We start from the raw sequence: 19088 nt of genomic DNA on the forward strand, positions 1-19088 counted from the left end.
TTCGTTCAGCCGCGCGGGTGGTGCTGTGCATGCAACTGCTTGAGGCGCTCCCGCGCCACATGGGTGTAGATCGTCGTGGTGGAGATGTCGGCGTGGCCGAGCAGCAACTGCACCGCGCGCAGGTCGGCGCCGTGGTTCAGCAGATGGGTCGCGAACGCGTGCCGCAGGGTGTGCGGCGACAGAGGCACATGGATGCCGGCGCGCAGCGCATGCTTCTTCACGATGATCCAGAACATCACGCGCGTCATGCCGGCGCCGCGCGCAGTCACGAACAGGTCGGGCGTTTGCTGTGCGTCGAGGATCTCGGGCCGCGCGTCTTTCAGGTAGCGCTCGATCCAGCGCCGCGCCTCGCCGCCGAACGGCACCAGGCGTTCCTTGTTGCCCTTGCCGAGGATGCGCAGCACGCCGTCATTCAGGCTCATGTCGAACACCTTGAGCGTGACCAGCTCGCTCACGCGCAACCCGCTGGCGTACATCAGCTCGAGCATCGCGCGGTCGCGCAGGCCGAGCGGCGTGTCGACCTCGGGCGCGGCGAGCAGGTCTTCCACCTGCTGTTCGGACAGTGTCTTGGGCACCCGCATGGCCTGCCGCGCGGGGCTCAGCCGCAAGGTGGGGTCGCCTGCGATGCGGCGCTCGCGCACGGCCCAGCGAAAGTAGCGTTTGAACACCGTGAGCCTGCGGTTCGCCGACGTGGCCTTGCCCTTGTCGGCTACCCGCGCGCCCATGTAGGCGTGCAAGTCGTGCTCCTGCGCGGCGTCGAGCGCGATGCCGCGCGCGACGAGCCATCGCTCGAACAGCTCGAGGTCGCGCCGGTAGGCCGCCAGCGTGTTGTTCGACAACCCGTGCTCGAGCCAGAGCGCATCGACGAACTCGTCGATCGCGGTGGATCCAGAAATGGGGGCGGCGGTCATTGGGCCCAACCATACCCAAAAAAGAAAAGCCGCCTTGCGGCGGCTTTTCGGAGCGCAAGGGCGGGCTCAATCCAGCTTGAGCTTCTGCTTGGCAACCACATCCTTGTAGACCGCGAACTCGGCCTTGATCTGCGCGGCAAACTGTTCGGGCGTGTTGGCGATGATGATCGAGCCGGTGTCTTCGATCCGCTTCTTGACAGCCGGATCTTCGAGCGCCTTCTTGACGCCGTTGCTGATAGTGGTGACCACGTCCTTGGGCAGGCCCTTGGGGCCGACGATGCCGTAGTAGGCCAGCCGGTTGACGGGTTCGAGGCCCAATTCCTTGAATGTCGGCACATCCGGCAGATCCTTCAGGCGCGCCGGCGCGGACACGACAATCGCGACCAACCGGCCGTTCTTGATGTACGGCAACGCAGACGGCAAGTTGTCGAAGATCATGGGCACCTGGCCGGCCACCGTGTCAACCAGCGCCGGACCGGCGCCGCGATACGGGATGTGCGTGATGAAGGTGTTGGTCAGGCTCTTGTACAGCTCCATCTGCAGGTGGCCGATGCCGCCGGTGCCGGACGATGCGAACGAATACTTGCCGGGGTTCTTCTTGATCTCGGCGACGAACTCCGCGTAATTCTTGGCCGGAAAGCTCGGGTGCACCGCAATCACGTTGGGCGTCGCCGCAATGTTGATGATCGGCGTGAAGTCGGTCAGCGGGTCGTACGGTGTCTTCGGGTTGATGGCCGGATTGGCCGCCGTGGTCGACACCGTCGCGACGCCGAGCTTGTAGCCGTCGGGGGTGGCGCGTGCCGTTTCGGCCGCGCCGACCGTGCCGCCGCCACCCGCCTTGTTGAGCACCACCACGCTCTGGCCCAACACCTTGCCGAGCGGATCGGCGATCACGCGCGCCACGATGTCGGTCGTGCCGCCCGCCGCGAACGGGACGCTCAGCTCGATCGGCTTGTTGGGATAGCCCTGTGCCCAGCTCGAGCCAGCGACCCCGGTCAGTGCGACCAACGCGGCGGCACCTGCGACCGCACTCCATCGACGACGTTGCATCATCAGCCAACTCCTTGTTTAGTAAGTCAAGAAACAAAAGCCCGCATGCTAGCGGGTCGAGCCCCGCCGCCGTGCTCTGGAATACCCACGGAAAGGCCCGGTTTATGCTCGAAGCGGTGAACTATGCGCAACTGCTCTTCCCCGATTTTTCCCTGATTGCCTGCGGCTGGCTGCTCTGCCGCTACTCGGCGCTCGACCGCCGCGTGTGGGATCAGGTCGAAAGCCTGGTCTACTATTTCTTGTTTCCGGTGCTGCTGTTCCACTCGATCGTGCGCAGCCCGCTCGACTTCGGCGCCACGTCGGGCATGCTCAGCGCCGGCGTGGGGATGAGCCTCTGCGGCATTGCGCTGGCCTATGCGTTGCCGCACCTGCCGTGGCTGCGCACGCACATCGACCGCAGCGACCATGCAGCCAGCGCGCAGGTTGCGTTTCGCTTCAACTCGTTCATATGCCTGGCGCTGGCCGACCGGCTTGCCGGTGCGCAGGGCCTGCTGCTGATCGCCGTGCTGATCGGTGTTTGCGTGCCGCTGCTGAACGTCGCCGCCGTCTGGCCGATGGCGCGCCATGCGCAGTCCGGCTTCGTGCGCCAGCTCGTGCGCAACCCGCTCATCATCGCCACCGCCTCGGGGCTGCTCGCCAACGTGCTCGGCTTCACCGTGCCGCCCTGGCTCGAACCCAGCCTGACGCGCATCGGCGCCGCATCGCTCGCGCTTGGCCTCATGGCAGCCGGCGCCGGTATGCAGTTTGCGTCGCTGGCGCGCGGCAAGGTGCTCGCTGTGGCGGTGCTGACCATCCGGCATCTGATCCTGCCCTTGGTGGCATTCGGCCTGGTGCGTTTGCTGCGGCTGGAGCCCACGCAGGCGACTGTGTTGATGGCCTTCTCGGCGGTGCCGACCGCGTCGAGCGCCTACGTGCTGGCCGCGCGCATGGGCTACAACGGGCCGTTCGTGGCGGGGCTGGTGACCTTGTCGACGTTGCTTGGGATGCTGAGCTTGCCGTTTGCGCTGGGGGTGTTGAGGTAGATCCCTGTGATGCGCGATAGCTGATGGTCTGGGGCGCGACAGCTGATGTTCGGGGCGCGTCGGCTGATGCTCGGGGGTGCGTCGGCTGATGCTCGGGGGTGCGTCGGCTGATGCTCGGGGGTGCGTCGGCTGATGCTCGGGGGTGCGTCGGCTGATGCTCGCGTTTGCGTCGGCGGGCGGTATGCGCTGGGCCGGCCGACGTCACCGGCCCTTCGGGCTGCCCTGCGCTGCTCGCGTCAGGCGGGGTCCGCGTGAACTCGCTTCGCTCAAACAGCACGCGGCCCTGATCCGCCTGCCGCTGTGCTGCTCGGCGGTGCCTCAACGGCCGCCCCAGCGCATACCACCCACCGACGTGGACATTTGGGGGTTGCATCCAGAAGGCCAGACCGTCGAACCACCCCCAAGCCCGGTGTGCGGTACGGGCTGGCCGATCCCTTCTGCGCCGCCGAGGAGCGCAGCGTTTTGCGGATCAGGGCTCGCAGCTGTTTGAGCCGCAGGCGAGTTCTGCGAGACCCCGCAAAACGCGAGCACCGCAGGGCAGCCGCGAAGCGGCCGGCGCAGCAGGGTCGGCCAGCCCGTACCGCTCACCGGGCGCTCCCACCACAGGGCAGGAACATGAGAGCCCCCACGGTCAGACGCAAGCAGCTGTCAACCCGGCAGCGAAGCCTGTGCCAGCGCCCATTCCACGTGCTCCCGAACCAATGGACTGGCATGTGAACGTCGCCCATCCAGAGCGGCAAGAAGCCCGACGTCATCCGGCGCCGTGCGCAGCGCATTGCCCAGCCCGACCGCCACGTTCCGCAGCCACCGCTCATGCCCGATGCGCCGGATCGGACTGCCTTCCGTGAGCCGCAGGAACTCTTCTTCGCTCCACGCGAACAGTTCCGTCAGATGCCGGCCCGTCAGGCCTTCGCGCGGATCGAAATCGGGCAAGGCGCTGCGTTGCGCGAACTTGTTCCAGGGGCAGATCAATTGGCAATCGTCGCAACCATAGATGCGATTGCCGATCAGCGCGCGCAACTCGACCGGAATCGGCCCCGCATGCTCGATCGTCAGGTACGAAATACAGCGCCGCGCGTCGAGCCGGTGCGGGCTCAGGATCGCCTGCGTCGGGCACACGTCGATGCAGGCGCTGCAACTGCCGCAATGCGGCGTCACCGGCTCGCTCGCGGGCAGCGCCATGTCGACATAGATCTCGCCCAGAAAAAACATCGAGCCCGCATCGCGGTCGAGCACCAGCGTGTGCTTGCCGCGCCAGCCCTGTCCGCTGCGCGAGGCCAGTTCCGCCTCGAGCACCGGGGCCGAATCGGTGAACACGCGATGGCCGAACGGCCCCACTTCCACGGCGATGCGGTCGGCCAGCTTCTGCAGCCGCGAGCGCAGCACCTTGTGATAGTCCCTGCCTCGCGCATAGAGCGACACGATGGCTTCGCCCGGCCGGGCGAGCCGGTCGAACTCGACCGCCTGCCAATCGTCCGGCGTGTCGCGCGGCAGGTAGTTCATGCGCGCGGTGATCACGCTCACCGTGCCCGGCACCAGTTCAGCCGGACGCGCGCGGCGTGCGCCGTGCGCGGCCATGTAGTGCATCTCGCCGTGGAAACCCTGGGCGAGCCACGCCATCAAGCCCGGCTCGGCGCTCGACAGATCGATGCCCGTCACGCCGATTTGGGAGAATCCGAGTTCCCGGGCCAGTGCCTGAATACGAATGACGAGTGGATGGCTGCCGATCACCTGCCGATTGTAGAAACGCAAGACCTGCCTCGTGTCTGGCACAGCGAACAAGACACCGCGGCCTTTGCCGGGGCGCTCGCGCAAGTGCCCGCGCTGCGCGATGCGTTTGTCGAACTGCATGGCGACCTGGGTGCGGGCAAGACTACATTCGTGCGCCACCTGCTGCGCGCGCTCGGCATCGCGGGGCGCATCAAAAGCCCGACCTACGCCGTGGTCGAGCCGCATGAGACGCCCGACGGCCTGGCGATCTTCCACTTCGACTTCTACCGGTTCAGCGATCCGCAGGAATGGGAAGATGCAGGCTTCCGTGACATTTTCGCGGGCCCGGGCCTCAAGCTGGCCGAATGGCCAGATAACGCTGCGGGCCGCACTCCACTTGCCGACCTTGCTATTAAAATTGAAGCAATGACCGATCAGTCCCGCACCGTTCATCTTCGTGCGAACACAGCGCGCGGCCGCCTCATGCTGGCCGCGCTCGACGCATGAGGCTCGAGCACCCCGCACGCCGCCGGCTGCTGAAAGCCGGCAGCCTGGTACTGCTTCTCGGCGTCCAGGAAATCGCGCGTGGCGCCACCATCGTGGCGGTGCGCGTCTGGCCGGCGGCCGACTACACGCGCGTCACGATCGAATCCGATGGGCGCCTGCAATCGCAGCAGCTTGTTGTCGGCAGTCCGCCCCGGCTCGCGGTCGACATCGAAGGCATCGAACTCAACCCCGCGCTGCGCGAGCTGGTCGGTAAGATCAAGCCCGGCGACCCATACATCAATGGCCTGCGCGTCGGTCAGAACGCGCCGAACGTGGTTCGCATCGTGTTCGACCTGAAGCAGGCCGTGGTGCCGCAAGTGTTCTCGCTGGCGCCGGTTGCGGCTTATCGGCACCGGCTGGTGCTCGACCTGTATCCGCAGCAGGCGGTCGATCCGATGGAAGCGCTCATCGCCGAGCGCCTGCGCGATGCACCCGCCTCCACCGCGAAAGGCAATGCCGACACCGGGGTCGCCGGCATTGCACCGCGCGAGCTGTCGCGCCCCGGCGAGGCCCAGAACGCAACACGTGCGGCGCCGTCCGCGGTCGATCCGCTCGGCGATTTGATGGCGCAGCAGTCGATACGGCCCGGCCCCGCACTCCCCCCGCCCAGCGCAGCGCCGGGCCGCAACAACCCATCGCCGACGCTGATCGCGCCACCGGCGCTACCCCCTGTCGTGGGCAACACGCCGATGCGGCCGCAGGCACCGCCGGCCACGCCCGCGGCCCCGAGCGTGGCCACCGCCAGCCGCACCGACCGCCTCATCATCGTGGCGCTCGACCCCGGCCACGGCGGTGAAGACCCGGGCGCCATCGGCCCCGCCGGCACGCGCGAAAAAGACATCGTGCTGCAGGTGGCGTACAAGCTGCGCGATCGCATCAACGCAAGCAGCATCGGCGGCAGCCCGATGCGTGCCTTTCTCACGCGCGACGCCGACTTCTTCGTGCCGCTGGGCGTGCGCGTGCAGAAGGCGCGCCGCGTGCAGGCCGACCTGTTCGTGAGCATTCATGCCGACGCGTTCACCACGCCGGCCGCGCGTGGTGCCAGCGTGTTTGCTCTGAGCCAGGGCGGCGCCTCGAGCAGCGCCGCACGCTGGCTGGCCAACAAGGAAAACGAAGCCGACAAGGTCGGCGGCATCAATGTGGGCAGCCACGAGGTGCAGGTCCAGCGTGCGCTGCTCGACATGAGCACCACGGCGCAGATCAATGACAGCCTGAAGCTCGGCAGCGCGATGCTCGGCGAGATTCGCAGCGTCGGACGGCTCCATAAGGCCCAGGTCGAGCAGGCCGGCTTCGCAGTGCTGAAGGCGCCCGACATTCCGAGCGTGCTGGTCGAAACCGCATTCATCAGCAATCCTGAGGAAGAAGCCAACCTGCGCAGCACCAGCTACCAGGACAATCTCGCCGATGCGCTGATGCGCGGCATTCATCGCTACTTTGCGCAGAATCCGCCGCTGGCACGCAGCCGACAGCTGTAGGCCCCACCAGCCCGCAAACGGCCCGCGCCGTGTCGCGCAGCGACCCGCGGCAAATGCCTACAAGCGCGCGCCACCGCCTTCGCATCATGGTTACATCCATTCAAAACGAAAGGTGGATCCCATGAAGACACGTCTCTGGATCACGACAGCCGCCGCTACATCGGTCATTGCGCTGGCAGGCTGCGCAGCTGGCCCGAATCAACAACTCGGTATCGGCGCCGGCGCGGTGGGCGGTGCACTGGTCGGCAATGCCATTGGCGGCAACACCGCAGCGACGGTGGGTGGCGCTGCCATCGGCGGGCTGATCGGCAACGAAGTCGGTCGGAGCGCCGACCAACGCAACTATGAAAACAGTCGCCGCGGCTACTACCCGAACAGCGGTTACTACCCGAACAACGGTTACTACCCGAACAACGGCCCGCGTTATTGAGCTTTCGGGAGCCGTTCCGGCTCCTACAAAAAAAAGGCGTGTCATTGACACGCCTTTTTCTATGGAAGAGAACGCTTGCAGCTCAGGCAGAGGGCCGCGCCGCCGCAGCAGCCATGACCAGAAAGGTTTGCGTCATCGCCATAGCGCGCGTCGACCACCCGTGGTTGGCCGGATGGTCGTCTTCCGGCACCGGCTGGGGTAGGCGAATGGCAGAGCCGACGTGCTCAAGCAGATCGGCGTATTCGGCGCTGTCGGTATGGGGTGATTGCATGGTGTTAATGCTACGCAATGGAAGCCGGCGCGCAACTGGCCGCACGGCATAGGAAGTCGCGTCCGCGGCAGTAAGTCACCGATTCAAGTGCGATCAGCGCACACGGATGCACGATTCGGGATTCAGGATGACGCTCCCGCGCTGCGCTCGGCCCGCCCCGCGCGCCAGGCGCCGAACAGCGCGATCAGCCCCGGCACGATGATCAGCGCCCAGATGATCTTGTCCAGGTGCTCACGTACAAAAGGCAGATTGCCGAAGAAATAGCCGGCGGTCGCGATGCCCAGCACCCAGATCAGTGCGCCGATCACGTTGTATGCAGTGAACCTGGGCCGGCTCATGTCGGCCACGCCCGCCACGAACGGCGCAAAGGTGCGAATGAACGGCATGAAGCGCGCAAGAATCACCGTGACGCCGCCGTACCGCTCGTAGAACGCGTGAGCCTGGTCGAATGCCTTGCGGTTGAAGAAGCGCGAGTTCTCCCACTGGAACACCTTGGGCCCGATGTAGCGGCCGATGCTGAAGTTGCACTGGTCCCCGAGAATCGCCGCGGCGATCAGCACCGCGCACGCAATCGGAAAACTCATCAGTCCCACGCCGCACAAAGCACCGACGATGAAGAGCAGCGAGTCGCCCGGCAGGAATGGCATCACCACCACACCGGTTTCGACGAACACGATAAGGAACAGCAGCGCATACACCCAGGGGCCATAGGCGGTCACGAAGGCTTCGAGGTGTTTGTCGACATGCAGGATGAAGTCGAAGAGAAAGCTGATGAGTTCCATGGGCGCCGATTATCCTTGCCCGCACGACGCCGATCGCCCGGCGGCGTGCCCGCTGCCCGGCCGCTCCTAAAATCGCGCCGTGAACGCCCCCCTGCCCCTCGCCTCCGCGCGCCGCCCGATCCGCGAACTGCCCGACGACCTGATCAGCCAGATCGCGGCCGGCGAAGTGGTCGAGCGGCCGGCCTCGGTGGTGCGCGAACTGCTCGACAACGCGCTCGATGCCGGCGCGCGCGAGATCACGGTGCGGCTCTCGGCCGGTGGCGTGCGGCTGATTTCGGTGGAAGACGACGGCCAGGGCATTCCGCGCGACGAGCTCACGGTGGCCCTGCGCCGCCATGCCACCAGCAAGATCGCGAGCCTCGGCGAACTCGAGACGGTCGGCACGATGGGCTTTCGCGGCGAGGCCCTGGCCGCCATCAATGCGATTGCCGACCTGTCGCTGCTTTCGCGCGCAGCCGGTGCCGAGGCGGCCTGGGCGCTCGACGGCCGCACCGGCGAACTGCGCCCGGTGGCGCGCGCCGTCGGCAGCACGCTCGAAGTGCGCGAGCTGTTCTACGCGACGCCAGCGCGCCGCAAGTTCCTGAAAACCGATGCGACCGAACTCGCGCACTGCGTCGAAGCGGTGCGCCGCCATGCGCTCGCGCGGCCCGACGTGGGCTTTGCGATCTGGCACGAAGGCAGACTGGTCGAGCAGTGGCGTGCCGCCGCTGGCGCCGACGTGCGGCTGCAGCGGCTGGCCGACGTGCTGGGCGACGAGTTCGTGGCGCAGAGCGTGGCGATCGAACACCAGGGCGGCGCTGTGCGCGTGCTCGGGCGCGCCGGCATTCCCGATGCCGCCCGGTCGCGCGCCGACCAGCAGTTTTTCTACGTCAATGGCCGCTTCGTGCGCGACAAGGTGCTGGCTCATGCAGTGCGCAGCGCCTACGAAGACGTGCTGCACGGGCACCGCCAGCCGGTTTACGCGCTGTACCTGGAAATCGACCCGGCGCGGGTGGACGTCAACGTGCACCCGACCAAGATCGAAGTCCGCTTTCGCGATGGACGCGAGATACACCAGGCCGTGCGCCATGCAATCGAGAACGCGCTGGCCGCGCCGCGCGCCGGCGACGCGGTCACCCCTGCTGCCACGCCCTTCGTCAAGCCGGATACGACTGCATTGCCCATGCCGTGGGCACAGCCCGCCATCCATTTCGCATCGGAGCGCGGCCTGGGCGATGCGGCCGCGATGTGGCCGGAACGCCGTGTCGACGGGGCTGCGCCGGTGGCGCTTCAGCCAGCGGCGCCTGCGCCATTGCCCACCCATGACGACGCCTGGCCGCTTGGCCGCGCCATCGCCCAGCTGCAGGGCATCTACGTGCTGGCCGAGAACAACCAGGGGCTGGTGATCGTCGACATGCATGCGGCGCACGAGCGCATCGTCTACGAACGGCTCAAGACCCAGCTCGACGGCGCGGCCATCACCAGCCAGCCCTTGCTGATTCCGGCCACCTTCGCTGCCACGCCACAGGAAGTGGCCACGGCGGAGGCATGCGCCGCAGTGCTGTCCACATTGGGGCTGGAAATCACGCCGTTTTCGCCGCGCACCTTGGCGGTGCGCGCGGTGCCCGGCACGCTGGCGGACAACGACCCGGTCGAGCTGGCGCGCAGCGTGCTGGCCGAACTGGCCCAGCACGACGCCAGCACAGTGGTGCAGCGCGCCCAGAACGAACTGCTGTCGACCATGGCCTGCCACGGCGCCGTGCGCGCCAATCGCCGGCTCACGCTCGACGAAATGAATGCCCTGTTGCGCCAGATGGAGGCCACCGAGCGCTCCGACCAGTGCAACCACGGCCGTCCGACCTGGCGGCAAGTGTCGATCCGCGACCTCGACACCTTGTTCCTGCGCGGCCGGTAACACCGGGAAACCCTTGTCAGCGAAAGGTCAGGCACGGGCGTTGCATGGCTTCGTTTGCGGCTTTTGCTGGCTGGCCGCAGGAACTTCCGAGCCAGCCTGCTCTCTTTCTGGCACCCATGAAACGTTGGTCCCTGTTCGCTTCGGCCACCGCTGCCCTCGCTTTGCTCGCGGGAGGTTGCTCCACCCTCGATGAGCGTCAGCGCGAGTGGATTTTCCAGCCGAGCGACATGAGCTGGGGCAACAGCGCCGACCAGACGGCCGGGATGGAAGACGTCTGGATCGACTTCAAGTCCTCCCTGACCGGCGAACGGGCCCGCCTGCACGGCCTCTGGCTCGGCGGCGCCCCGGAATCGGCCGACACCCCCGTGCTGCTCTACCTGCACGGCGCACGCTACAACGTGGCCGGCTCGGCCCCCCGCATCCGGCGCATGCACGAGCTCGGTTTCTCGGTGCTGGCGGTCGATTACCGCGGTTTCGGCAAGAGCACCAAGGAACTGCCGTCCGAGGAATCGGCCCGCGAAGACGCCCGGGCGGCCTGGAAATGGCTCGCCGCGCGGCACCCCGAGCAACGCCGTTACATCTTCGGACATTCGCTCGGCGGCGCCATCGGCATCGACCTCGCAGCCCATGTGAAGGACGAAAGCGGCACCATCGTCGAAGGCACTTTCACCTCCATCTCCGACGTGGTCAGCAGTTTCAAATGGGGCTGGTTGCCGTTCGGCCCGTTCATCACACAGCGCTTCGAGTCGCTGAACAAGGTCAAGGACATCGGCGCGCCGCTGCTGGTGGTGCATGGTGCGCTCGACAACCTGATCCGGCCCGAGCTCGGCCGCAAGCTCTACGACGCGGCCACCGTGCCCAAGCTGTTCGTGCTGGTGAAGGGTGGCTCGCACCACAGCACCAACACGGTGGGCGAGCTGCAGTACAAGGCCGCACTGGAGCAGTTCTTCCGCCTGAAGCCACCGGCCCTCGACCCGCCAACCCTTACGGCCCGCCAGCGCCTCTTGCGCACACGCCTCCCCGCGGGCTGAACCCTGGCGCCGACGGGCGCTGCCCGCCTACGCGCCGCCTTTGTTACGCTCGCGTGGATGCTCTCCACTGCCGCACCGGCCGCCCCCTCCCTGCGCCGCGCACGCTTCGGCGACGTCTGCGCCCAGCCGTGAACGCCTCCTGGCTCGGCATTGCAGGCCCGACCGCCTGCGGCAAGACGGCGGCTGCACTGGCCCTGGCACGCGTGCGTCCGGTCGAAATCGTCAGCGTCGATTCGGCGTTGGTCTATCGCGGCATGGACATCGGCACTGCCAAGCCGAGCGCGGCCGAGCTGTCCGAAGTGCCGCACCACCTGATCGACATCCGGGACCCGCGCGAGAGCTACAACGCCGCCGCCTTCGTGACCGATGCGACGCGGCTGATCGGCGAGATCCGCGCGCGCGGCCGGCTACCGCTGCTGGTGGGCGGCACCATGCTGTACTTCAAGGCGTTGATCGACGGCATCGACCCGATGCCCGCGGCCGACCCCACCGTGCGCGCGCGGCTCGATGCCGAAGGCGCCGCGCACGGCTGGCCGGCAATGCACGCCAGGCTGGCCGAGGTCGACCCCGTGACCGCGGCCCGGCTCGCGCCCAATGACAGCCAGCGCATCCAGCGTGCGCTCGAGGTGTGGCATGCGAGCGGCCAGCCGATCTCGCACTTTCACGCGGCAAGATCGATTGCAACCGACGCCCGTTCGGCAGGCGGTGCAGCCATTCTTTCCCTCGAGCCCACGGATCGCGCGTGGTTGCACTCGCGCATCGCGCAACGCTTCGACGCGATGCTCGCAGCCGGTTTCCTCGACGAGGTGCGCGCGCTGCGGGCGCGTGGCGACCTGCAACCCGACATGCCCTCGAGGCGCTGCGTCGGCTACCGCCAGGCACTGGAGTTTCTGGAGGGCCATGGTTCGATGGCCGAACTGCGCGAGCGCGGCATTGCGGCCACGCGCCAGCTGGCCAAGCGCCAGATCACCTGGCTGCGCAGCATGCCGGCTCGCCGCGTGATCGCGGCCGACGCACCCGATGCGGTCGCGCAACTCGTGCAGGCCGCGCTGGGCATCGAATGAGTCTTCAACTTCGCAACCTTGGCAAGCACTACGGCGAGGCCGCCGTGTTCGAACACGTGTCGCTCGAAGTCGCGGCGGGCGAGTTCGTCGCGATCGTCGGCGAGTCGGGAGTCGGCAAATCGACGCTGCTCAACTGCATGGCCGGCCTCGACAGTTGGGATGTCGGCACGGTGCGGCACGACGGCATCGACCTCGGCACGCTGGACGACGAGGCTCGCGCGCTCTGGCGCCGGCGCCATGTGGGCTTCGTGTTCCAGGCCTTCCATGTGCTGCCGCACCTCGACGTGGCGCAGAACGTGGCGCTGCCCTTGATGCTGCTGGGCCAGCACGACGAGGCGCGCGTGCAGCGCATGCTGGCCATCGTGGGCCTCGAGGGGCTCGGCGGGCGGCTGCCCCAACAATTGTCAGGCGGCCAGTTGCAGCGCGTGGCGATCGCGCGGGCGCTGGTGCATCGACCCGGCCTGCTGCTGGCCGATGAACCCACCGGCAACCTCGACCCGACCACTGCCGCACGCGTGATGGATGTGCTGGCCGCGCAGGTGCGCGAGCACAACACATCGCTGGTGCTGGTGACGCATTCCGAGGCGGCCGCAGCCAGGGCCGACCGGGTGCTGCATTTGAGTGCCGAAGGCATCGCGCCCTGACCATTTTTTTGGCACCGATGCCGGTCGCCATGACCCGCAGCAGACGCCCCAGCCATGGGCGGGACGCAAAAGTAAGTCGAACGAATTACGGTCGTCCGAAAAAGTCAAGAAATATTTTCAAAAGTTATCCCATAGTCGCGCGGAAACGCCTTGTGACATTCATACTTGGGCCTAGACAGCAGGAAATCTATATGCCCAGCTTGCGTGAGGAATACCGCGAAGTAACAGACGCCCTTGAACAGGCGTATCTGGCGGACAAGGCTGCCTACGAAATGCTGCCGCGCCGCAGCAAGGATTTCTGGGCGCTGCAGCCGCCGCAATCGTGGCCGACCGCGCCGGAATTCAAAAACTGGTTCATGGCGCGGCTGGCACTGCTGGAAGCCGAACAGCGCGTGATCAAGATGCTGCGCGCGCGCTGCGAACTGATTCGCCACCACCTCGGCCGTGCCACCAGCGCGTTGCACCAGCGCACCGCCAACTACCCCGCCTACATGGAACAGATCGTCGACACCGTGCCCGACGAACTGCACTTGGCCGACTACCTGCGCATGCCGCAGGTCGGCGGCGAGCTGCCCGCTGCGGCAGCAGCCACGGCAACAGCGGCCCGGCCGGTCGCACAGGCGCACTGATTGGTGCCCGGCCCCACTCAGCGTGGGCGCCACATCCGGAACCGCTGTTCCGGCCCGATCTCGAAATAATCCGCCGGCCCGCCGCCGCGCAGGATCGGCCGCGCGGCAGCGGTGTCATAAACGCCGTCTTTCAGCAATGCGCGGTCGATGTGCACCGCCACCACTTCGCCGAGCACCATCCACGTGTCGACCGGCGTGCCATCGGCGCTCTGCAATTGAAACGACTGCGTGAGCCGGCATTCGAACGCCACCGGGCTTTCGGCCACGCGCGGCGGCGCGACCAGCCGCGAGGGTGCCTGGGTCAAACCGGACAATTCGAACTCGTTGACCTCGGGCGGCACCGCCGCACAACTCGCGTTCATCTGCTCGGCCAGCGGGCGGGTGGCGAGGTTCCACACGAATTCGCGCGTCTGCTGCACGTTGCGCACCGTGTCCTTGTAGCCGATGCTCGCGAAACCGACGATCGGCGGCGTGTAGTTGAAGCCGTTGAAGAAGCTGTAGGGCGCGAGGTTCACGCCGCCATCGGCGCTGCGCGACGAGATCCAGCCGATCGGACGCGGGCCGACGATGGCGTTGAACGGGTCGTGCGGCAGGCCATGGCCCAGCCGCGGTTCGTAGAAATGCATGTCGGCTTGCAGCATCTCGTTCATGCCTCGCCCAGCAGCGCCGCGTAGCGAGCCAGGTCGACGTTGCCGCCGCTCACGATGACGCCGACGCGGGCTCCCCGGATCGCATCGCCTGCCGCACGGGCCGCGGCAAACGCCAGGCAGCCGGTCGGCTCGACCACCATCTTCATGCGCTCGGCGAAGAAGCGCATCGCATCGACCAGCTGTGCATCGCTGACTGTCAGGATGTCGGTGATGTCGCGCCGGATGATGCCGAAGGTGTAGTGGCCGAGGTGCTGCGTCTGGGCACCGTCGGCGATGGTTTTCGGGGTCTCGATGTGCACGATCTCGCCCTTTCGCAATGACTGCTGGCCATCGTTGCCGGCTTCGGGCTCAACGCCGTACACCGCGCAGTGCGGCACCAGCGCCCGCGCGGCCAGTGCACTGCCGCTCGTGAGGCCGCCGCCGCCCAGGCACACATAGAGCGCGTCGAGCGGGCCGGCCTCCTCGATCAGTTCCTTTGCTGCCGTGCCCTGCCCAGCAATCACGTCCGGATGGTCGTAGGGCGGAATCAGCGTCATGCCGCGCTCGCCGGCAAGCCGCTGTGTGAGCGCCTCGCGGTCTTCGGAGAAGCGGTCGTACATCACCACTTCGGCACCGTAGCCGCGCGTGGCTGCGAGCTTGGCCGCGGGCGCGTCGAGCGGCATCACGATCAGGGCCGGCATGCCGAGCAGCCGCGCCGACAGCGCCACAGCCTGCGCGTGGTTGCCCGACGAGAAGGCGATGGCGCCGGCCTTGCGCTGGCCGGCATCGAACTTCGACAACGCGTTGAACGCGCCACGGAACTTGAAGGCGCCCATGCGCTGGAAGTTCTCGCACTTGAAGAAGAACTGAGCACCCTGCCGCGCATCGGCCGTGGCCGAACGCAGAACAGGTGTGCGATGGGCATGGCCTTCGAGCCGCACGGCGGCGGCGACAACATCGTCGTAGGTTGGGAGCTGGAGCATGTCGGGTGGAGCGAGTGGGACGCCCTCCACTTTATCGCCCGGCGCGCCCCGGCCCTACAGCCTCATGGCGCCGCGCCTTCCATCACGAATATCCAGTGCGCGGCGGCTGCAACCGCTGCCAAGACAAGGGCGTAGTGGAGCAGTGCTCCCATGAAAGAGTGGCAAGTGATGGTTCGGCGGCTCATGGACAATGACTACAAAATGTTTCAGAGCCGAGTTTCGAACGCCCTTCCGGCGGCACACATAGTGCATATGCACCATCTGTGGCGCGCAACCCGAACCAACTCGTGATCAACCGCACAGAATGAACAATCCAGCCTTGACCGAGTTCAGCCACCTGCTCTTGCGGCTCTATCGCATGGCACAGGATCTGCCGATTTCCAAGTTTCAGGATGCAGCACTCGACCTCGTCAAGCCGGTGCTGCCTTTCGACTCCTCCCTGTGGGGAACCGCGACGGGCACGGCCGACGGCGTCGACATCCACACGGTGCACCTGCACAACAAGTCGCCCGAGATGCTGGTGGCCTATGAGCCGGTGAAGCACCAGGACACCGCCGTGGCTCCGCTGTTTGCCCAGCCGAAGGCGACGCGTGGCTTCAACCATCTCGAGACGTGGTTTCCCGCGCCTGGGCAACGCGAGATTCGCGATGTCATGCGGCGCTTCGAGATCGAGAATATGCTCGCCACCGTCGTCAACGACCCGCGCACGAAGTTCGCGCACTGGATCCTGCTCTATCGGGCCGACCGAAACGCCATCTACACCGCCGAAGAAATCGCGCGGCTCGAACAGTTGGCCCCGCACGTCATGGAGGCGCTGGCCATCAACCGGAAGGTGCACCTGGAGCTGCTGAACCCCGCGGATGCCGGAGCGCCCCCACGCGGCAGCGCCATTGCCGACCCGCGCGGCGTGATTTACCACGCCGACCCGGACTTCGAGGCGATGCTGCAAGTCGAATGGGACGACTGGTCGGGCGGCACGCTGCCGCCCACGCTGCTGCAGCACCTTCTGCACGGACACGAATGCTTTCGCGGCGGCTCCGTGGTCGTGACGCACCGCATCGAACAAGGTCTGCTGTTTCTCAAGTCACGGCCCCGCTGCCGCGCCGACGGGCTCACACCGCGCGAACACACCATCGCGCAACTTGTCTCAAAGGGCGACACCTACAAGGAGATCGCGCGGATCCTCGACCGCTCGCCGGCCACCGTGCGCAACCACATCCGGGCGATCTACGAGAAGCTCGCCGTCAGCAATATCGCGGGGCTGATCGAAGAGCTGCGGCTGGCAGACTGAGCGCGACTGCTGTCGATCCTGTCGCACCAGCGCGCGATCGGCCTCGCGGCGCAGCCGCAGGTGCGTGCGCACCTGGCGCGCATGGCGGCTGCAGCAGCCTGAGGCGCCCGGCACAATCGGGCCATGCGCGCCCTGCTCTCCACCTTCTCCTGGCAGGAGCTGCGCCATCACCCATGGCGCAATGCGGCGGCCGTGGTGGCGGTGATGCTGGGCGTGGCGCTGGCTTTTTCGGTGCACCTGATCAACGCCTCTGCGCTCGACGAGTTCTCAAGCGCGGTGCGCTCGGTCAACGGCCAGCCTGATCTTGAACTGCGCGCCTCGCAGGGCAGCTTCGACGAGGCGCTGTTCGCGCGCGTGGTACGTGATCCGCGCGTGGCGCTCGCCAGCCCCGTGGTCGAAATCAACACGCTCGCGTTGGCGCCGGCCCTGGCGGCGCCGCTGCCGATCCGCGTGATCGGCGTCGACGCCCTCGCGCTGCCGGCGATTGCGCCGGCACTGATGCCGCGGCCGGCGGCGGGCGCGCCGCGCTTCGCGCTGTTCGCGCCGGGCCGGGTGTTCCTCAATGCCGCTGCGCGCACCGCGCTGGGCGATGTGGCCACGATCGAACTCAAGGACGGCGCGACGCAACACCGCGTGCAGATCGCCGGCAGCGTGGCGGCCGGCGGCGCCGCTCTGGCGGTGATGGACATCGGCGCCGCGCAGGATCTGTTCCAGCGCGGCGGTCGGCTCACGCGCATTGACCTGCGGCTCACCGCCGGCACCGATCGCGGCGCGTTCGTGCAGTCGCTGCAGCAGTCGCCCGGCTGGCCGGCAGCGGTTCAGATCGCCGAGCCCGGCGATGCGGCACAGCGCGTGAGCAACCTGTCGCGCGCCTACCGCGTCAATCTCACCGTGCTGGCACTGGTGGCGCTGTTCACCGGCGCATTCCTCGTGTTCTCGGTGCTGGCGCTCAGCGTGACCAAGCGCGCACAACAGTTCGCGTTGCTCGGCGTGTTGGGGCTCACGCCGAAGCAGCGGCTGCGGCTGGTACTGGTGGAGTCGCTGGTGCTCGGCCTGGTCGGCAGCCTCGCGGGGATCGCACTCGGCACTGCACTGGCCGCGTTTGCGCTGCGCGTGCTGGGCGGGGATCTGGGAGGCGGCTACTTCGCCGGTGCGGCGCCGTCGCTGCAATGGAGCACCACGGCCGCAGTGGTCTACGGCACGCTCGGCATGCTCGCTGCGATGGTCGGTGGCTGGTATCCGGCGCGCGCGGCGCAGGCCTTGCCCGAGGCCCAGACGCTTAAGGGGCTGGGCGCTGCACCGGCCGCATCGGGACGGCACTGGATCGCGATCCTGTTGATCGCTTTCGGCACCCTGCTGGCTGCTGCTCCGGCCGTTTTCGGCATGCCGATCGCGGCCTACCTTTCGGTGGGACTGCTGCTGGTGGGTGGCATCACCGGGCTGCCGGGTTTGATCGCGCTTGTCTACGACCGGCTGGCACCGAGGGTGGCGCGGCGCCTGCTGCCGCTCCTGGCCGTGGAGCGCGCGCGGCGCATGCGCGGCACTGCCGCCGTGGCCGTGAGCGGGGTGGTGGCGAGCCTGAGCCTGGCGGTGGCGCTCACCGTGATGGTCGCGAGTTTTCGCGACTCGGTGACGCGCTGGCTCGACGTCGTGCTACCGGCCGACCTCTACCTGCGCGCGGCCAACGTCGGCGCATCCAGCGGGCCCAGCGACACCGGGGCCTTCGCACCCGCCCTGGTGCAGGCCATCGCGCAGGTGCCCGGCGTGGCGCGCGTCGGCACGGTGCGCGCACGGCCGGTGTCGCTAATGTCGACACAGCCGCCGGTGATGCTGCTGGCGCGCAGCTTCGATGGGGAAGCGTCGCAGTCGCTGCCGTTGATGGGCGATGCGCTGCCGGTGCCTGCAGGGCAGATCGGCATCTACGTGAGCGAGGCGATGGTCGACCTGTACGGCGCAAGGCCGGGCACGGTGTTCGCGCCCCTCTCCAAAGCGTTCGGCACCCCAGCGGCGGGCATGACGCAGCCCACCGTCTTTTTTGTTGCCGGCGTCTGGCGCGACTACGTGCGGCAGTTCGGCTCCATCGTGCTCGACGCGCGCGATTTCGAACGGCTGACCGGCGACCGCAGCGTCAACGACGTGTCGCTCTGGCTCGCAGCCGGCGCAACCGAAGCACAGGTGCAGCAGGCCATCCGCGCGCTGATCGCGCAGCAGCAGCCGGCCGGCGGCGCTGTCGAGTTCGCATCGGTCGGCCAGTTGCGCGCCACCTCGTTGCGCATCTTCGACCGCAGCTTTGCCGTCACCTACTGGCTGCAGGCCGTGGCCATCGCGATCGGCCTGTTCGGCGTGGCCGCGAGCTTCAGCGCGCAGGTGCTGGCGCGGCGCAAGGAGTTCGGCCTGCTCGCGCACCTGGGCTTCACGCGGCGCCAGGTGCTGGCGGTGGTGGCCGGCGAAGGCGCGGCGTGGACGGTGATCGGTGCCTTCGCCGGGCTGGCACTCGGACTCGCCGTATCGGTGGTGCTGGTGAAGGTGGTCAACCCGCAGAGCTTTCACTGGACGATGGACATGCTGGTGCCCTGGGGGCGCCTGCTCGCGCTGTGCGCCGCAGTGGTTGCGGCCGGGACCATCACGGCCTGGCTGGCGGGGCGCGCGGCCGCCGGGCGCGATGCCGTGATGGCGGTCAAGGAAGATTGGTGAGCGCTGCTCTCGCTCAGTAGGCGTTCGGGTTC

General features: G+C 67.5%; 18 protein-coding genes. 11 read left to right on the forward strand and 7 right to left on the reverse strand.

Annotated elements, in window-relative coordinates; genetic code table 11:
- Positions 1 to 5: 5 nt before the first annotated feature.
- Complete coding sequence (gene xerD / locus ACSFA8_RS21145) at positions 6 to 911, reverse strand: site-specific tyrosine recombinase XerD (RefSeq protein WP_435481440.1); 906 nt, start codon at positions 909 to 911, stop codon at positions 6 to 8.
- Between the two features lie 66 nt (positions 912 to 977).
- On the reverse strand, positions 978 to 1961 hold the full coding sequence (locus ACSFA8_RS21150; RefSeq protein WP_435481510.1) for a tripartite tricarboxylate transporter substrate binding protein BugE: 984 nt from the start codon (positions 1959 to 1961) through the stop codon (positions 978 to 980).
- A 104-nt stretch (positions 1962 to 2065) separates the two neighbouring features.
- Between ACSFA8_RS21150 and ACSFA8_RS21155 the strand changes: the two genes are divergently transcribed.
- Positions 2066 to 2983, forward strand: coding sequence for an AEC family transporter (locus ACSFA8_RS21155; protein WP_435481441.1), 918 nt, complete (start codon positions 2066 to 2068; stop codon positions 2981 to 2983).
- Positions 2984 to 3631: 648 nt separating this feature from the next.
- Here the strand turns inward: ACSFA8_RS21155 and queG are convergent.
- A complete protein-coding gene (gene queG / locus ACSFA8_RS21160) occupies positions 3632 to 4714 on the reverse strand; it encodes a tRNA epoxyqueuosine(34) reductase QueG (RefSeq protein ID WP_435481442.1) in 1083 nt (360 codons plus the stop codon).
- Between queG and tsaE the strand changes: the two genes are divergently transcribed.
- The 3 genes from tsaE (at position 4700) to ACSFA8_RS21175 (ending at position 7144) form a co-directional block, all read left to right on the forward strand.
- Entirely contained in the window at positions 4700 to 5200 is a 501-nt protein-coding gene (gene tsaE / locus ACSFA8_RS21165; RefSeq protein ID WP_286547166.1) for a tRNA (adenosine(37)-N6)-threonylcarbamoyltransferase complex ATPase subunit type 1 TsaE, read from the forward strand. The genes queG and tsaE overlap by 15 nt on opposite strands.
- On the forward strand, positions 5197 to 6714 hold the full coding sequence (locus tag ACSFA8_RS21170) for an N-acetylmuramoyl-L-alanine amidase (RefSeq protein ID WP_435481443.1): 1518 nt from the start codon (positions 5197 to 5199) through the stop codon (positions 6712 to 6714). Before tsaE ends, ACSFA8_RS21170 begins: the two co-directional genes overlap by 4 nt.
- Before the next feature lie 121 nt (positions 6715 to 6835).
- A complete protein-coding gene (locus ACSFA8_RS21175) occupies positions 6836 to 7144 on the forward strand; it encodes a glycine zipper domain-containing protein (RefSeq protein WP_435481444.1) in 309 nt (102 codons plus the stop codon).
- 82 nt (positions 7145 to 7226) lie between these two features.
- Here the strand turns inward: ACSFA8_RS21175 and ACSFA8_RS21180 are convergent, their stop codons facing one another.
- Together ACSFA8_RS21180 and ACSFA8_RS21185 are read right to left on the reverse strand one after the other, a co-directional pair.
- A complete protein-coding gene (locus tag ACSFA8_RS21180; RefSeq protein ID WP_435481445.1) occupies positions 7227 to 7415 on the reverse strand; it encodes a hypothetical protein in 189 nt (62 codons plus the stop codon).
- 122 nt (positions 7416 to 7537) lie between these two features.
- Positions 7538 to 8197 carry a DedA family protein gene (locus tag ACSFA8_RS21185; RefSeq protein WP_435481446.1) on the reverse strand — a complete coding sequence of 220 codons (660 nt, stop codon included), beginning with the start codon at positions 8195 to 8197 and terminating at the stop codon, positions 7538 to 7540.
- A gap of 79 nt (positions 8198 to 8276) precedes the next feature.
- Here ACSFA8_RS21185 and mutL point away from each other — a divergent pair, with 79 nt between their 5' ends.
- The 5 genes from mutL (at position 8277) to ACSFA8_RS21210 (ending at position 13459) form a co-directional block, all read left to right on the forward strand.
- Positions 8277 to 10091, forward strand: a complete 1815-nt coding sequence (gene mutL, locus ACSFA8_RS21190) for a DNA mismatch repair endonuclease MutL (protein ID WP_435481447.1) — start codon at positions 8277 to 8279, stop codon at positions 10089 to 10091.
- Positions 10092 to 10207: 116 nt separating this feature from the next.
- A complete protein-coding gene (locus ACSFA8_RS21195; RefSeq protein ID WP_435481448.1) occupies positions 10208 to 11122 on the forward strand; it encodes an alpha/beta hydrolase in 915 nt (304 codons plus the stop codon).
- 128 nt (positions 11123 to 11250) lie between these two features.
- The gene (miaA, locus tag ACSFA8_RS21200) at positions 11251 to 12186 is read left to right on the forward strand and encodes a tRNA (adenosine(37)-N6)-dimethylallyltransferase MiaA (RefSeq protein WP_435481449.1); all 936 of its coding nucleotides are present in this window, start codon (positions 11251 to 11253) and stop codon (positions 12184 to 12186) included.
- Positions 12183 to 12830: an ABC transporter ATP-binding protein gene (locus ACSFA8_RS21205; protein ID WP_435481450.1), complete on the forward strand. Its 648-nt coding sequence runs from the start codon at positions 12183 to 12185 to the stop codon at positions 12828 to 12830. Before miaA ends, ACSFA8_RS21205 begins: the two co-directional genes overlap by 4 nt.
- Positions 12831 to 13021: 191 nt before the next feature.
- Positions 13022 to 13459: a hypothetical protein gene (locus tag ACSFA8_RS21210; protein WP_435481451.1), complete on the forward strand. Its 438-nt coding sequence runs from the start codon at positions 13022 to 13024 to the stop codon at positions 13457 to 13459.
- Positions 13460 to 13476: 17 nt separating this feature from the next.
- Here ACSFA8_RS21210 and ACSFA8_RS21215 read toward each other — a convergent pair whose 3' ends face one another.
- Both ACSFA8_RS21215 and ACSFA8_RS21220 read right to left on the reverse strand, forming a co-directional pair.
- Positions 13477 to 14100, reverse strand: coding sequence for a flavin reductase family protein (locus tag ACSFA8_RS21215; RefSeq protein ID WP_435481511.1), 624 nt, complete (start codon positions 14098 to 14100; stop codon positions 13477 to 13479).
- Between the two features lie 5 nt (positions 14101 to 14105).
- On the reverse strand, positions 14106 to 15071 hold the full coding sequence (locus tag ACSFA8_RS21220; RefSeq protein WP_435481452.1) for a threo-3-hydroxy-L-aspartate ammonia-lyase: 966 nt from the start codon (positions 15069 to 15071) through the stop codon (positions 14106 to 14108).
- Between the two features lie 319 nt (positions 15072 to 15390).
- On the opposite strand from ACSFA8_RS21220, the gene ACSFA8_RS21225 reads away from it, so the two are divergent.
- A complete protein-coding gene (locus ACSFA8_RS21225) occupies positions 15391 to 16362 on the forward strand; it encodes a helix-turn-helix transcriptional regulator (RefSeq protein WP_435481453.1) in 972 nt (323 codons plus the stop codon).
- A 123-nt stretch (positions 16363 to 16485) separates the two neighbouring features.
- The gene (locus ACSFA8_RS21230) at positions 16486 to 19056 is read left to right on the forward strand and encodes an FtsX-like permease family protein (protein ID WP_435481454.1); all 2571 of its coding nucleotides are present in this window, start codon (positions 16486 to 16488) and stop codon (positions 19054 to 19056) included.
- Positions 19057 to 19088 lie beyond the last annotated feature (32 nt).

Source organism: Variovorax nitratireducens (assembly GCF_051216545.1).
In the GTDB taxonomy this organism is placed as follows: Bacteria; Pseudomonadota; Gammaproteobacteria; order Burkholderiales; family Burkholderiaceae_C; genus Variovorax.